Source organism: Chitinophaga sp. HK235 (assembly GCF_018255755.1).
In the GTDB taxonomy this organism is placed as follows: Bacteria; Bacteroidota; Bacteroidia; order Chitinophagales; family Chitinophagaceae; genus Chitinophaga.
In genome coordinates, this window is record NZ_CP073766.1 from 605,252 (window position 1) to 622,317 (window position 17,066).

Annotated in this window: 1 protein-coding gene; it reads right to left on the reverse strand. The window is 48.7% G+C overall.

Annotated features, from left to right (window positions below; genetic code table 11):
- Positions 1–66: 66 nt before the first annotated feature.
- Positions 67–16,686: a gliding motility-associated C-terminal domain-containing protein gene (locus tag KD145_RS01720; protein ID WP_212004200.1), complete on the reverse strand. Its 16,620-nt coding sequence runs from the start codon at positions 16,684–16,686 to the stop codon at positions 67–69.
- Positions 16,687–17,066: the final 380 nt, after the last annotated feature.

Below are 17,066 nucleotides of genomic sequence, written 5' to 3' on the forward strand. Positions count from 1 at the left end.
AGCAGAAAGCATAAAGCCCGGAGGCCTTATGCTTTCTGCAAACAGGAGTATTCGGTCAACACATTTTTATCTTACCACGGTCACTTCGCCTTTGATAACATTGGAAGGACCGCCGGCTACTTTCTTGTAGGTGAGCCACCATACGTAGGTGCCGATGTCTACAGGTGATCCTTTGAATTTACCATCCCATCCTTTATGACTGTCGGAGGAGACGAAGATTAATTCACCCCAACGGTTGAAGATCCGCAGTTCGTATTCAAACATTGGTCCGCGTACAATTGGTCTGAAGAAGTCATTCCGTCCGTCGCCATTTGGTGAGAAGGCGTTCGGGAATTGTGGTTTTGGTTCGCACTGTGTAAAGTTGACTCTGATGTCGTCTGTTGCGCTGCCGCAATCATTGAACACAGTCACTGTATACGTGCCACCGTTGGTCACCTGCAGGGTGGGCGAGGTGCTGCCATTATCCCAGCGTACGCTGGTGATGCCGCCACCTTCCGCACGGAGTGTCAGGGTTTCTCCTATACACATTACGGTATCATTGCCCAGGTTAATTTTCGGCAGGCCGGTGATGTTTACCCGTACGCTGTCGAGGTATACGCGTTGGCAGAATTTGTCCATTACCGCCAGTTTGTATTTACCGGCTTTGGATACCTGTTTCACCGGATTAGTGTCGCCATCGTTCCAGAGGTAGGATACTGCATCCGGGTTGGTACCGTCGAAGGTGATGGTGCCGTCAGGGCAGATGTTCCTGTCTGGTCCGAGGTCTACATTGATACCTGGTTTCATTCTAACGTTCACGGTATCTCTTACCACACAGTTGTCTCTGCTTACTGCTACCCAATAACCGCCTGGTTTGTTGACGATGATGGAGTTGCTGGTTTCGCCTGTCTGCCATTTGATGCGTCCGCCGTTGGAAGTAACGGTCAGCATGATAGACTGGTCAGGGCAGATAGCCGTATCGCGGCTCAGTGTGATATCTGGTGGCGGATTAACGCTCACTTTCACGGTGTCGATGGTGATACATGCGCTCTTCATCACTTTCACCCAGAATTGTTCCTGTGTGCTTACGAGGATAGAAGAGGTAGTAGCGCCGGTGCTCCAGAGATAAGTAGCGCCCTGCACGTAGGCATCGAGTTTCACGGACTGTCCGCGGCAGATGGTAGTATCAGGGATAGTTACCAGTGGTGTCGGGATCAGGCCCACTTTAATGGTATCGGTAGTTATGCACTGACCGTTGCTTACGCTTACCCAGTAGGTACCGGCCTGTGTAACCTTGATCCGTTGTGTGGTGGCGCCGGTAGACCATTTGATGGTGTAGGCGAAGTTGGAAGCACCTGCATCCAGTACGAGGCTGTTGCCGCCGCAGATGGTGGTGTCGTTACCGAGGTTGACAACCGGTTTCTGAATGTATTTCAGCTGGTATGTCATTGTATCGGAAGAACAACCGGTTTTGCCATCTGTCATGATGAAGGAAGCGGAAGTAGCGCCGTTCAGGTTGAACTGGTTGCTGCTTTGTGTGAGTGGCAGGCCAGGTACCGCGTTGGCAGGTGTTACTGCTACGAGGGTGAAGGTTGGCATAGACACGTTGCCTACCGGTTGCAATGCTACTCTTGGATTGTCAGAGCAGTTGGTTGGCAGGGTAGCGTCCAGCTGTGGCTTCGGACAAGGCATGATGATCACACGTTGTATTACGTCGTTGGCTTTATTGCCGCAGGCGTCGGTGATGGTCCATCTTCTTACGATGGTGTATCCTTTACAGATGTCTTTTACATAAGGATCTTCACTATAAGTTGCTTTTTTCGGGAAGGAAGGATCACAGTTGTCTGTAGCGGTGAGTACCGGAGCAGCCGGGATCTTGTCCTGGCAGAAGATGGTCACATCTGCAGGAGCAGGCATGATCACCGGTCTGGTGGTGTCTTTTACAGTTACCACCTGTTTCATGGTAGCGGTGTTGCCACAAGCATCTTTTGCGATCCAGGTCCTGATGATGCGGTAGTTGTTACCGCATGCGCCCGGTATGGATTCGGTGATGGTCTGGCGTGTTACGGTGAGGCCATTACCCATAGTGCTGCAATTATCCGTTGCTGTTACATTGGTAGCAGGTGCCGGGATGTTGTCGCAGTTAACAGTGGTGTCTGCAGGAGGCACTACCGTGAATACCGGTTTGGAGGTATCCTGTACGGTGATGGTCTGCTGCATGGTGGCTTTGTTACCGCAATCGTCAGTAGCTGTCCAGGTGCGGATTTCCACGTAGTTGCCTGCACAAGCGCCAGGAGTTCTCTGGGTTTTGGTGCTGGTAAACACCTGGATGTTACCGGTACAGTTGTCTTTGGCAGTGATGGTAGGCCATGCTGGCACTTTATCACAATCTACCACGGTGTCTTTAGGCGCAGGCATAGAGAATACCGGTCTGGTGGTGTCCTGTACGAGGATGATCTGCTGTACAGTGTTGCCGTTGCCGCATTCATCCAGCGCGGTCCATTTACGGTAGATAGTGTAGTTGCTGGCGCAGCTGGTGGATTTGCGTACAACTGAGTCTCTGGAAGTAACAGTGATTACACCTGGAGTACAGTTGTCGGTAGCGGTCAGGTTGATAGTGGCCGGTACTTTGTCGCAATCAACAGTCACGTCTGCTGGTGGTCGCATGGTGAACACAGGAGCGGTCATGTCTTTTACAGTGATCACCTGTGTGAGTGTTAAGCCGGTGTTGCAGGCATCTTTGGCTGTCCAGGTACGGATCAGCTGGTAGTTGTTGCCACAGGCACCAGGGATGTCTTTACGAACTTCTACCGGTTGGATGGTGATGTTGCCGGTGCAATCATCTTTGGCGATCAGGTCTACTTTAGCAGGAACCTTGTCACAGTCAACAGTGATGTTGGCAGGAGCATTGGTAATGAATACCGGAGCTTTGGTATCCTGTACGGTGATCGTTTGGGATGCTTTCGCGCTCAATCCGCATCTGTCGATAGCAGTCCAGGTACGGGTGATAGTAGTAATACAAGGAGAGACTACTACGGTCACGTCGTTATAAGTTACGTTCAGTGATACATTATCATATGGTGCATGGCTGAATACCGGTTTACCGAAGAGGGTAGTGTAATCTTTACCCTGTACGCATTCGGTAGTGATAGCCGGTGGAACAGATACCGCCACAGGAGGCTGATTTACCACTGTAATTTTCACCACGTTGCTGATGTTATTGATACAAGCGCCTGAAGTAACGATCCTTCTGTACCAGATATCTGCGCTGAGCAGAGCAGGTTGATAAGTATCGCTGTTGGCACCTGTGATAGTGGTGAATGGTCCTGCTGCACCAGTAGTGCTTTGTTGCCATACGTATGTGTAAGTACCGTTACCGCCGGTCAGTGTATTGCTACGTATAGCCGTTGGTGTTTCAGTAGTACATACGGTCTGGTCAGCCAGGATAGTATTACCCATGATAGGCATACGGTTGATCAGCGTTACGCTGCTGCTGGTAGCAGCACATTTACCGTTGCTTACTACCCAGGTCAGCTGGGCTGTTTCACCGGCAGGTACGGTAACCGTAGTTTTTCTGTCGGTGACGTTGCTGATTTTGATCAGGGCTGCATTGCTGCTGGTTACTACCCATACACCTTTTGCACCCGGTACACCAGGATCGCTGGCGTCCATGTTGAAGGTGGCGTCGTTGCAGTGTTCCTGGTTAGGTCCTGCATTGGCAGCTACAGGTGCCATGTAGTTGATCAGTGTTACGTCATCCCATGTTGAGCTACATACGCCGTTAGTGATGGTCCAGCGTAAAGTAACGGTGTCACCAGGATTCAGTTTTACTTTGGAAGTAGGACTGTTAATAGATCTGATCACAGCGCTACCCTTGATGATAGACCAGAAGCCGGTTGCACTTGGTACACTTGGTGCATCAGCTGCGAGGGTGAAGTCGGTCAGCTGGTTACAAGCTTCCTGATCAGGTCCTGCATTGGCATCAAGTGCTTTAGCATAGTTGATCAGTGTTACCTGGCTAGAGGTGCTGGCGCATTCTCCATTGGTAATAGTCCACTGGAGTACTACGGTGTCACCAACCGGTACTTTCACTTTGGTAGCCGGATTATGAGGCTCATAAATAGTAGCTCTGCCTGGTACGCGGCTGACATCTGTCCAGGTGCCGGTAGCGCTGGATGAGCCAGGATCATTGGCTTCCATCACAAAGTCGGCGAGACTGTTACATTTTTCCTGGTTAGTGCCGGCAGAAGCGTTGGCGGCTGTTTTGTAGTTAATTAAGGTAACCCGGCTGGAGGTTGACTGACATGCACCGTTGGTGATAGTCCATTCCAGTACTACCGTATCGCCAACTGGTACAGTTACCGCTGTCAACGGATCGGTAGGTTTAAGGATGGTCGCTCTTCCTGGTACACGGCTGATGTCTTTCCACATGCCGGTAGCAGTTGCCACGCTTGGAGCGTTGGCTTTCATGATAAAGTTATCTGTTTTGTTACATTCCTTCTGGTCCGGACCTGCGTTAGCATCAGCAGCTACAGCGTAGTTGGTGATTACCACATCATCGGAGGTGGCGGCACAGGTACCGTTGGTAATGGTCCAGGTGAAGGTAACAGTAGTGCCGGCAGCAACTGTTACGTTAGTGTTAGCCTTGGTGGCGTCAGCAATAGTCACACCGGTCATTGTAGAAGCTGTCCACTTGCCGGTTGCACCAAACTGTTTAGGTGCATTACCATTCAGTGTGAAGTTTTCATCATTACAGTGTTCCTGGTCTTTGCCTGCCTGAGCCACATCAGGAGTTTCGTAGTTGGTCAGCACCACATCATCACTGGTCATGGCGCAATTACCGTTGGTAATAGTCCAGGTGAAGGTAGCAGTTTCACCTACTGGCAGGTATACATCAGTAACCGGTTGATTTGGTTTACGGATGATTGCTTTCGGATTGTTGCTGGTCCACAGACCGGTAGCACCAGCTGCAGCCGGATCATTACCAGTCAGCTTGAGGTCTGTAGTGACATTACAGTAGGTTTTGTCTTGGCCTGCGTCGGCTTTAGCCGGCAGTTCGTAGACTTTTACAGTAGCTGATGCGCAGGTAGTGTTACCGCAAGCACCAGTACTTTCTGCATGTACATACCAGGTAGTGGTAGTAGCTACATTTTTGAAAGTAGCTGTTCTGCCATCCGCACTTACAGCATCCGGTGTTACCGGTGTGCTGCCTGCAGTACCAGGGCAGCCATTGATATACCATTTCCAGGTTGCATTGGTATTACCATTCTCATCTGTACCGAGACTGCCACCGTTGATGGTCAGTACCACATCTCCTTTATCACAGATTTCAGCTGCATTTACAGTGATACCGGTAGGAGGTGTAGATGGTACCTGTACTTTCACAGAGAACGGATAAGTAGCCACACAACCAGCATTGTTACCATCCTGAATAGTCAGTACAAAGTTGTATGTACCGGCAGGAGTGGTAGCAGGGAAGCTAACCGGGATAGTGCCGGCGCCATTCCATACTGCATCGATGATGTCTGTGAAGGAAGGCAGAGCACTGGTAGCCGCCGCTTTGATAGAGTATTTAGTGATGTTTCCGGTAGGGTTGGACAGCACCAGGTTGAAAGAACCGTTGCTGTTACATACCGGGTTCACAGCAGCTACTGTTACAGTAGGAGCATCATTCAGAATCAGTTTGATAGACGATTTGCTGTCGGTGCACACGCCGTTGCTGATAGTCCAGGTCACAGTTACCGTTTGTGGAGTAGCTGTGCTGGTGAGCGTAGCGATGGCATCCGGGTTAGTATCGTTATCGAAAGTTACGCCGGTACCGGTCCACTTACCTTGTTCGGTAGCTTTAGGTTTGTTGGCGTGGAGCTGGAACTTGTTGTTACCGCACTGGGTAATGTCGGTACCAGCATTGCTTACTGTGAGTGCTTCTGTATTAGTCAGGATAACCTGTGTAGTAGCGACGCAGGAAGCTTTGAAGTTGTTGGTCACGGTCCATACCAGTGTAACGGATTTACCCGCAGGTACATTGGTAACGGAAGTGGAGTAGTTGTTCGGATTAGTGATAGAGGCACCGAAGTCAGCACCACTGAAGCTCCATTTGCCAGTCTGATCGTTCAGCGGCTGGTTGGCAACCAGATCAAACTTGCCGTTATCGCACTGCTTGATCTCTGGTTGAGGTACAGTGGCTGTAGGCATAGATCTTACCACTACCGTTGTTTTGTCGGTTACAGTACAAGAACCGTTTGTCACGGTCACTTCATACACGTTGTCACCAACTTTAACAGGAGTGTGGGTGAAGGATACTTTGTTGTCCGCAGTTGGGAGGGCAGTACCGTCCAGTGTCCATTTAATGATGTAACCAGCGTTGCTGTTATCAATGCTGAGGGTGGTGGAAGCGCCTTCGCAGATTTCCGCCGGGTTAGCAGTGATTTTCACAGTTGGTTTACCATCAATCTTCACAGAGAATGGATAAGTAGCCACACAACCAGCATTGTTACCGTCCTGGATAGTCAGTACAAAGTTGTATGTACCGGCAGGAGTGGTAGCAGGGAAGCTAACCGGGATAGTGCCAGCGCCATTCCATGCTGCATCGATGATGTCAGTGAAGGAAGGCAGAGCACTGGTAGCCGCCGCTTTGATAGAGTATTTAGTGATGTTACCGGTAGGGTTGGACAGCACCAGGTTGAAAGAACCATTGCTGTTACATACCGGGTTTACAGCAGCTACTGTTACAGTAGGAGCGTTATTGAGAATCAGCTTGATGGAAGATTTGCTATCTGTACAAACTCCATTGCTGATCGTCCAGGTAACTGTAACTGTTTGTGGCGCAGCACCGGATACAGTGGCGATGGCATTTGGTAATGAAGCGTTGTCGAATGTAACGCCTGCAGGACCAGTCCATTTACCTGTTTCGGTAGCTTTTGGTGCATTGGCACTGAGCTGGAATTTATTAATACCGCACTGGGTGATATCAGTACCGGCATTGCTTACTGTGAGTGCTTCTGTATTAGTCAGGATAACCTGTGTAGTAGCGACGCAGGAAGCTTTGAAGTTGTTAGTCACAGTCCATACCAGTGTAACGGATTTACCCGCAGGCACATTGGTTACGGAAGTGGAGTAGTTGTTCGGATCAGTGATAGTAGCACCGAAGTCAGCACCACTGAAGCTCCATTTGCCAGTCTGATCGTTCAGCGGCTGGTTGGCAACCAGATCAAACTTGCCGTTATCGCACTGCTTGATCTCTGGTTGAGGTACAGTGGCTGTAGGCATAGACCTTACCACTACCGTTGTTTTGTCGGTTACAGTACAAGAACCGTTTGTCACGGTCACTTCATACACGTTGTCACCAACTTTAACAGGAGTGTGGGTGAAGGATACTTTGTTGTCCGCAGCTGGCAGGGCAGTACCGTCCAGTGTCCATTTAATGGTGTAACCAGAATTGCTGTTATCAATGCTGAGGGTAGTAGCCGTGCCTTCGCAGACTTCTGCCGGGTTAGCAGTGATTTTCACAGTTGGTTTACCATCAATCTTCACAGAGAATGGATAAGTAGCCACACAACCAGCATTGTTGCCATCCTGGATAGTCAGTACAAAATTGTATGTACCGGCAGGAGTAGTAACAGGGAAGCTAACCGGGATAGTGCCAGCGCCGGTCCATGCTGCATCGATGATGTCAGTGAAGGCAGGCAGAGCGCTGGTGGCAGCTACTTTGACAGAGTATTTAGTGATGTTACCGGTAGGGTTGGACAGTACCAGGTCGAAAGAACCGTTGCTGTTACATACCGGGTTCACAGCAGCTACTGTTACAGTAGGAGCGTTATTGAGAATCAGCTTGATGGAAGATTTGCTATCTGTACAAACTCCATTGCTGATGGTCCAGGTAACTGTAACTGTTTGTGGTGCAGCACCGGATACAGTGGCGATGGCATTTGGTAATGAAGCGTTGTCGAATGTAACGCCTGCAGGACCAGTCCATTTACCTGTTTCGGTAGCTTTTGGTGCATTGGCACCAAGCTGGAATTTATTAATACCGCACTGGGTGATATCAGTACCGGCATTGCTTACTGTGAGTGCTTCTGTATTAGTCAGGATAACCTGTGTAGTAGCGACGCAGGAAGCTTTGAAGTTGTTGGTCACGGTCCATACCAGTGTAACGGATTTACCCGCAGGTACATTGGTTACGGAAGTGGAGTAGTTGTTTGGATCAGTGATAGTAGCACCGAAGGCAGCGCCACTGAAGCTCCATTTGCCAGTCTGATCGTTCAGCGGCTGGTTGGCAACCAGATCAAATTTGCCGTTATCGCACTGTTTGATCTCTGGTTGAGGTACAGTGGCTGTAGGCATAGATCTTACTACCACCGTTGTTTTGTCGGTTACAGTACAAGAACCGTTTGTCACGGTCACTTCATACACGTTGTCACCAACTTTAACAGGAGTGTGGGTGAAGGATACTTTGTTGTCCGCAGTTGGGAGGGCAGTACCATCCAGTGTCCATTTAATGGTGTAACCAGAATTGCTGTTATCAATGCTGAGGGTAGTAGCCGTGCCTTCGCAGACTTCTGCCGGGTTAGCAGTGATTTTCACAGTTGGTTTACCATCAATCTTCACAGAGAACGGATAGGTAGCCACGCAACCAGCATTGTTGCCATCCTGGATAGTCAGTACAAAATTGTATGTACCGGCAGGAGTAGTAACAGGGAAGCTAACCGGGATAGTGCCAGCGCCGGTCCATGCTGCATCGATGATGTCAGTGAAGGCAGGCAGAGCGCTGGTGGCAGCTGCTTTGACAGAGTATTTAGTGATGTTACCAGTAGGGTTGGACAGTACCAGGTCGAAAGAACCGTTGCTGTTACATACCGGGTTTACAGCAGCTACTGTTACAGTAGGAGCGTTATTGAGAATCAGCTTGATGGAAGATTTGCTATCTGTACAAACTCCATTGCTGATCGTCCAGGTAACTGTAACTGTTTGTGGTGCAGCACCGGATACAGTGGCGATGGCATTTGGTAATGAAGCGTTGTCGAATGTAACGCCTGCAGGACCAGTCCATTTACCTGTTTCGGTAGCTTTTGGTGCATTGGCACCAAGTTGGAATTTATTAATACCGCACTGGGTGATATCAGTACCGGCATTGCTTACTGTGAGCGCTTCAGTATTAGTCAGGATAACCTGTGTAGTAGCGACGCAGGAAGCTTTGAAGTTGTTGGTCACGGTCCATACCAGTGTAACGGATTTACCCGCAGGCACATTGGTAACGGAAGTGGAGTAGTTGTTCGGATTAGTGATAGAGGCACCGAAGTCAGCACCACTGAAGCTCCATTTGCCGGTCTGATCGTTCAGCGGCTGGTTGGCAACCAGATCAAATTTGCCGTTATCGCACTGCTTGATCTCTGGTTGAGGTACAGTGGCTGTAGGCATAGATCTTACCACTACCGTTGTTTTGTCGGTTACAGTACAAGAACCGTTTGTCACGGTCACTTCGTATACGTTGTCACCAACTTTAACAGGAGTGTGGGTGAAGGATACTTTGTTGTCCGCAGTTGGGAGGGCAGTACCGTCGAGTGTCCATTTAATGGTGTAACCAGAATTGCTGTTATCAATGCTGAGGGTAGTAGCCGTGCCTTCGCAGACTTCTGCCGGGTTAGCAGTGATTTTCACAGTTGGTTTACCATCAATCTTCACAGAGAACGGATAGGTAGCCACGCAACCAGCATTGTTGCCATCCTGGATAGTCAGTACAAAATTGTATGTACCGGCAGGAGTAGTAACAGGGAAGCTAACCGGGATAGTGCCAGCGCCGGTCCATGCTGCATCGATGATGTCAGTGAAGGCAGGCAGAGCGCTGGTGGCAGCTGCTTTGACAGAGTATTTAGTGATGTTACCAGTAGGGTTGGACAGTACCAGGTCGAAAGAACCGTTGCTGTTACATACCGGGTTTACAGCAGCTACTGTTACAGTAGGAGCGTTATTGAGAATCAGCTTGATGGAAGATTTGCTATCTGTACAAACTCCATTGCTGATGGTCCAGGTAACTGTAACTGTTTGTGGTGCAGCACCGGATACAGTGGCGATGGCATTTGGTAATGAAGCGTTGTCGAATGTAACGCCTGCAGGACCAGTCCATTTACCTGTTTCGGTAGCTTTTGGTGCATTGGCACCAAGCTGGAATTTATTAATACCGCACTGGGTGATATCAGTACCGGCATTGCTTACGGTGAGTGCTTCTGTATTAGTCAGTACAACCTGTGCAGTAGCGACGCAGGAAGCTTTGAAGTTGTTAGTCACAGTCCATACCAGTGTAACGGATTTACCCGCAGGCACATTGGTTACGGAAGTGGAGTAGTTGTTTGGATCAGTGATAGTAGCACCGAAGGCAGCGCCACTGAAGCTCCATTTACCAGTCTGATCGCTCAGCGGCTGGTTGGCAATGATATTGAAGGAGCTGTTATCACACTGTTTGATTACCGGTTGAGGTACAGTTGCGGTAGGCATAGACCTTACCACTACCGTAGTGTTGTCAGTTACGGTACAAGCACCGTTTGTTACGGTTACTGCGTATACGTTGTTACCAACAGTAGGCGGCGTGTGGGTGAAGGATACTTTGTTGTCAGCAGCAGGAATGGCTGTACCGCCCAGTGTCCATTTAATGGTGTAACCAGCGTTGCTGTTATCAATGCTGAGGGTAGTAGCCGTGCCTTCGCAGACTTCTGCCGGATTCGCAGTGATTGTCACAGTTGGTTTACCATCAATCTTCACAGAGAACGGATAGGTAGCCACACAACCTGCGTTGTTACCATCCTGTATAGTCAGTACAAAATTGTATGTACCGGCAGGAGTGGTAGCAGGGAAGCTAACCGGGATAGTACCAGCGCCGGTCCATGCTGCATCGATGATGTCAGTGAAGGCAGGCAGAGCGCTAGTGGCAGCCGCTTTGATAGAGTATTTAGTGATGTTACCGGTAGGGTTGGACAGTACCAGGTCGAAAGAACCGTTGCTGTTACATACCGGGTTCACAGCAGCTACTGTTACAGTAGGAGCGTTATTCAGAATCAGCTTGATGGAAGATTTGCTATCTGTACAAACTCCATTGCTGATCGTCCAGGTAACTGTAACTGTTTGTGGTGCAGCACCGGATACAGTGGCGATGGCATTTGGTAATGAAGCGTTGTCGAATGTAACGCCTGCAGGGCCAGTCCATTTACCTGTTTCGGTAGCTTTTGGCGCATTGGCACCGAGCTGGAATTTATTAATACCGCACTGGGTGATATCAGTACCGGCATTGCTTACTGTGAGCGCTTCAGTATTAGTCAGGATAACCTGTGTAGTAGCGACGCAGGAAGCTTTGAAGTTGTTGGTCACGGTCCATACCAGTGTAACGGATTTACCCGCAGGTACATTGGTTACGGAAGTAGAGTAGTTGTTTGGATCAGTGATAGTAGCACCGAAGTCAGTACCACTAAAGCTCCATTTACCGGTTTGATCGGTCAGCGGCTGGTTGGCAATGATGTTGAAGGAGCTGTTATCACACTGTTTGATTACCGGTTGAGGTACAGTTGCTTTCGGCATAGACCTTACCACTACCGTAGTGTTGTCAGTTACGGTACAAGCACCGTTTGTTACGGTTACTGCGTATACGTTGTTACCAACAGTAGGCGGCGTGTGGGCGAAGGATACTTTGTTGTCCGCAGTTGGGATGGCAGTACCGTCGAGTGTCCATTTAATGGTGTAACCAGTGTTGCTGTTATCAATGCTGAGGGTAGTAGCCGTGCCTTCGCAGACTTCTGCCGGATTCGCAGTGATTGTCACAGTTGGTTTACCATCAATCTTCACAGAGAACGGATAGGTAGCCACGCAACCAGCATTGTTACCATCCTGTATAGTCAGTACAAAGTTGTATGTACCGGCAGGAGTGGTAGCAGGGAAGCTAACCGGGATAGTACCAGCGCCGGTCCATGCTGCATCGATGATGTCAGTGAAGGCAGGCAGCTTGTTTGGAGCGGCAGCTGTGATAGAATATTTAGTGATGTTTCCGGTAGGGTTGGACAGCACCAGGTTGAAAGAACCGTTGCTGTTACATACCGGGTTCACAGCAGCTACTGTTACAGTAGGAGCGTTATTGAGAATCAGCTTGATGGAAGATTTGCTATCTGTACAAACTCCATTGCTGATCGTCCAGGTAACTGTAACTGTTTGTGGTGCAGCACCGGATACAGTGGCGATGGCATTTGGTAATGAAGCGTTGTCGAATGTAACGCCTGCAGGGCCAGTCCATTTACCTGTTTCGGTAGCTTTTGGTGCATTGGCACCAAGCTGGAATTTATTAATACCGCACTGGGTGATATCAGTACCGGCATTGCTTACGGTGAGTGCTTCTGTATTAGTCAGTACAACCTGTGCAGTAGCGACGCAGGAAGCTTTGAAGTTGTTGGTCACGGTCCATACCAGTGTAACGGATTTACCCGCAGGCACATTGGTTACGGAAGTGGAGTAGTTGTTTGGATCAGTGATAGTAGCACCGAAGGCAGCGCCACTGAAGCTCCATTTACCAGTCTGATCGCTCAGCGGCTGGCTGGCAATGATATTGAAGGAGCTGTTATCACACTGTTTGATTACCGGTTGAGGTACAGTTGCTGTAGGCATAGACCTTACCACTACCGTTGTGTTGTCAGTTACGGTACAAGCACCGTTTGTTACGGTTACTGCGTACACGTTGTTACCAACAGTAGGCGGCGTGTGGGTGAAGGATACTTTATTGTCAGCAGCAGGAATGGCTGTACCGTCGAGTGTCCATTTAATGGTGTAACCAGAATTGCTGTTATCAATGCTGAGGGTAGTAGCCGTGCCTTCGCAGACTTCTGCCGGATTCGCAGTGATTGTCACAGTTGGTTTACCATCAATCTTCACAGAGAACGGATAAGTAGCTACGCAACCTACGTTGTTACCATCCTGTATAGTCAGTACAAAATTGTATGTACCGGCAGGAGTGGTAGCAGGGAAGCTAACCGGGATAGTACCAGCGCCGGTCCATGCTGCATCGATGATGTCAGTGAAGGCAGGCAGCTTGTTTGGAGCGGCAGCTGTGATAGAATATTTAGTGATGTTTCCGGTAGGGTTGGACAGCACCAGGTTAAAGGAACCGTTGCTGTTACATACCGGGTTCACAGCAGCTACTGTTACAGTAGGAGCGTTATTGAGTGTTAAATCTACCGTTGATTTTTTATCTGTACATACGCCGTTGCTGATAGTCCAGGTAAGTGTTACAGTCTGAGGGGCTGTACCGCTTAAGGTTGCTTTGGCATTTGGTAATGAAGCGTTGTCGAATGTAACGCCAGCAGGGCCGGTCCATTTACCGGTTTCACCGGTAGCAGGAGCGTTGGCATTGAGCTGGAACACTTTATTACCACATTGTACGATCGGATTACCCGCTTTGCTATCGGAGAGTGGTTTGGTATTAGTTAAGGTGATATTGGCACTTGCCTGACATGTGTTATTATATTTATTACGTACAGTCCAGATAAGTGTAACGGATGTTCCGGCATTTAAACCTGTTACAGTTGTTTGCGGATTGTGTGAATCTGTAATCTGTGCGCCATTGGCAGCACCGGAAATAGTCCATTCACCTTCCTGATCAATGGGCAGTGTGGGTGCATTCAGGGTGAAGTTACCATTATCACACTGAGGGCTGGCTGTACCAGGATTAGGAGCAGGCACTGCTCTTACCACTACATCTTTTGTGGTGGTAACAACACAGGTACCATTGGTGATGGTAACACCGTAGGTATAAGTACCGGCTGCAGTTGGTTTGTGTGTAAGTGTTTGCGTGCTACCTGCCTGCACAGCTCCGTTGATCGTCCATTTTTTGGTATAACCACTGTTGGACGCATCAACGCTCAGGGTGATGGTGGTACCCAGACAGATATCTGCAGGTCCGCTGATGGTAGCATCCGGGTTTTGATCCAGTTTCAGTGTGAATGGCGCGTCATAGGTACATCCCAGGTTGTCGTCATTCTGTACTGTCAGAATAAAATTATAGGTACCGGAAGCACTGCCTGCTGGCAGTGGCACATTAATAGTAGTGCCGGTAGAAGGCCAGGTACCAGTAACATTAGCAAAACCAGGAAGTGCACTGGTCACTCCGGGTTTTACCGTGTATTTGGTAACGGTACCAGTTAAGCCACTGAAAGTAATCGTAAACTGACTAGCGGTCTGGCAGACAGCAGCAGCAGTCGCGGTTACCTTCGGCGCAGGGCGCAGGTGCAGGTTTACTTTGGAGAGGGCATCCGCACATTTGCCATTGCTGAGTGTCCAGGTAACTGTGACATCCTGGGTAGTAGCAGCACCAGTCAGGGTAGCTGTTGTATTATAAGCAGTGGCATCTGTGAATGTAACACCAGCAGGTCCTGTCCATTGACCTGTTTCATACTGACCTGGTTGAACACCACTGATCGGGAACGCCTTGTTGTTACATTGAGTAATGTCAACAGTGGCATTGGATTGTGGCTTCGGCAGGTTGATCAGTAATACTGTATCACTGGCGGAGCATTTAGACAGATTCTTATTGGTGATGGTCCACACCATCGCTACAGATTTACCGATACCCAGACTGGTAACAGTAGCATTGTAAGCGGTAGGATTATTAAGGGTAGCGCCCTGGTTATCATTGTTTGCGAAGCTCCATACACCGGTCTGGTCAGCCAGTGGCTGGCTGCCATTGAGCTGGAACGTAGAGGTTTCGCACTGCTTGATATCCGCATTGGCATTCGGTTTAGGCATGGAGTTGACAATCACCTCTGCCTGATCAGATAGTACGCACTTTCCATTCGTGACCGTAACCGTATAAATGTTCCTTACGGGAGGTACGGCACTGAGGTTGGTTACCTTGGTAGGGGTATGCGTGAGGGAAGTATTCTTCTCACCAGGGATGAGTGTTCCATTGTAATTCCATGTGATGTCGTATACGCTGTTCTCCGGCTGGATTTCCAGTTTGGCAATTTCGCCTTCACAGATGCTTGGAGGTGTCAGCAGTTTAACATTTACGATAGGTTTCTGGTATACCGTAATCACAGCGTGGTTACTGTCACGACAGACCTTATTATTACCGTAGGTTTTTGTACCTACTACTTCATAAGTGGTAGTGACTGTTGGGCTGACATCCAGTATAGTACCCGGTACAGGCGGAACTACTTTCCAGAGATAAGTCGTATAGCCCCCCTGTACTTCCAGGTGGGCATTCTGGCCATTACATATTTCATTACCGGTTACCGTAATCTGTGGTTGCGGTAGAATGGTGATTTTCACCGGTCGGGAAGGTGCGGCGCAGTTCCCTAATTTTACGTTGTCTTTTTCAGTAATACCTACTCTGAAATAATAGGTTATTGGGACCAGAGGGTCTCCCCGAAGATAGCCAGCGCCAAATTGCAATATTTTTGTTTGAGTACCGGTTACCGTACCGCCATTCATGGTGCCATCCACCATATCAGTCCATGTAACATTATCAGTACTGATCTGCCATTGGTAAACGGGGTTGGCAAAATAAGTATCGGGTTCCAGGTAGGCGGTGAGGTTTAAGGGTGCACCACCGCAAATCTGGTCTTCAATTCTTTTTTCATCTTTCAGGCCATCTACATAAGCAAAAAGGTCAGGGCTGCAATAGGTAAATTCGATATCATCAATCGCGATATCGTTACCACAACCTCCCAAGTTGTTATTTTGAACGGTAAGTCTTACAGAAGTTTGATTAGGGGGTATTTTAAAACTACCACCATATTGTTGCCACTCGGGGTTGGCCAGATTCATAGACACATCGTTGGTGTTGAAGCGGGCCAGTTGTGCTCCTGTTGATGGATCCGAGAGGATGAATGTCACACCGGCGTAGCGATAACCCTGGGGGGCATCGGAGGCTCTTGCACAGGTACTGTTGAATACCTCAATTCCGTTAACGTTCATAAACCAGGCCGAGAAATTATATACGGAGCCTGGGCAAAGGTTATTAATCGTTCTTTGATAAAATGCTTTTTTATTGATGGAAGAGTTGGCAACGAGCATACCACCATATGTTTTAGGTGGGTTACCGTTACCGGTATGATCATATGCCTTCACCCATTCCGGTTTGGCTTGGGTATGGTACCATTCAACATAGTAGTCATCACCGATGTTAGGTGTACTTGTCCCACCGCCATAGCGGTAAGATACGGTCGTGCCCAGTGCTTTAATAATGGCATTCTCCCGGGGGGGATCTCCGGCATTGAAAGTTCCGAAGTCTTCCTTGAACCCGGCCATGGTACTAATTGTACCCACACAGGAAGTGATACTACAATCCTTCACCTTAATAGTTCTGGAGTATTGTCTCATCTTGCCGGTGGGGCTATAGATTTTGACCGTGAAGGTGTAGGACCCCACTTTATTGAGCCGGATGGTCATGGCAGTCACACCTGGATAGGCGTCCGGCTTTTGACCTAGCAGGGGATCCGCATTGGTGGTAGGATTGGAGAACAGTATCTCATAATCACTGGCAGCCAATGCCGGTGATATGCTCCAGTCCATGTGGTCCACGGTCATGTCGTTGCCCCATATCAGGCCGTTCATGGTGGCATAGCTTCCTGCGCAGATACTGTCGGGCGCGTTCATAAACGCCGTTTGCGCCATTGTCGTCACCGACGTTAGCACAAAGCCCACTAGCAGGAATAAAAAGGTTAATAGTCGTTTCATAGGTGTAAAACAGTTAAGTGAAAAAAGTATCAGTTCTGAAGGCTTGCACCGGTTCAGTAACTGCTGTTTTTCAACCGCTTACATAGGTCTGGATAGTCGGGAACCCCGTTCCAGTCTCGGTGAGGGAATGTGTAGAATGTTTTCATAGGCGTCAAGTGTTTATACTTTATATGGCTAAAATATGTGACTATTTTAAAATTAAAATTAAAAATAATATAGAGAAATAAAAAAAGTGATAATAATTATAATATGATATACACACTAGATAGGTAGGGTAGTAGGGGAAGCGAAAATTGATTGTCAATCGGTTAACGGAGGTTAAAAAACTATTAAAAAAGTTATCCACATTTCGCAGATGCCCGGATTTATTTGTCTGACAC

Excerpts from the sequence above, each read along its gene's own strand:
- KD145_RS01720 (WP_212004200.1), bottom strand. The coding sequence starts at position 16,686 with ATGAAACGACTATTAACCTTTTTATTCCTGCTAGTGGGCTTTGTGCTA.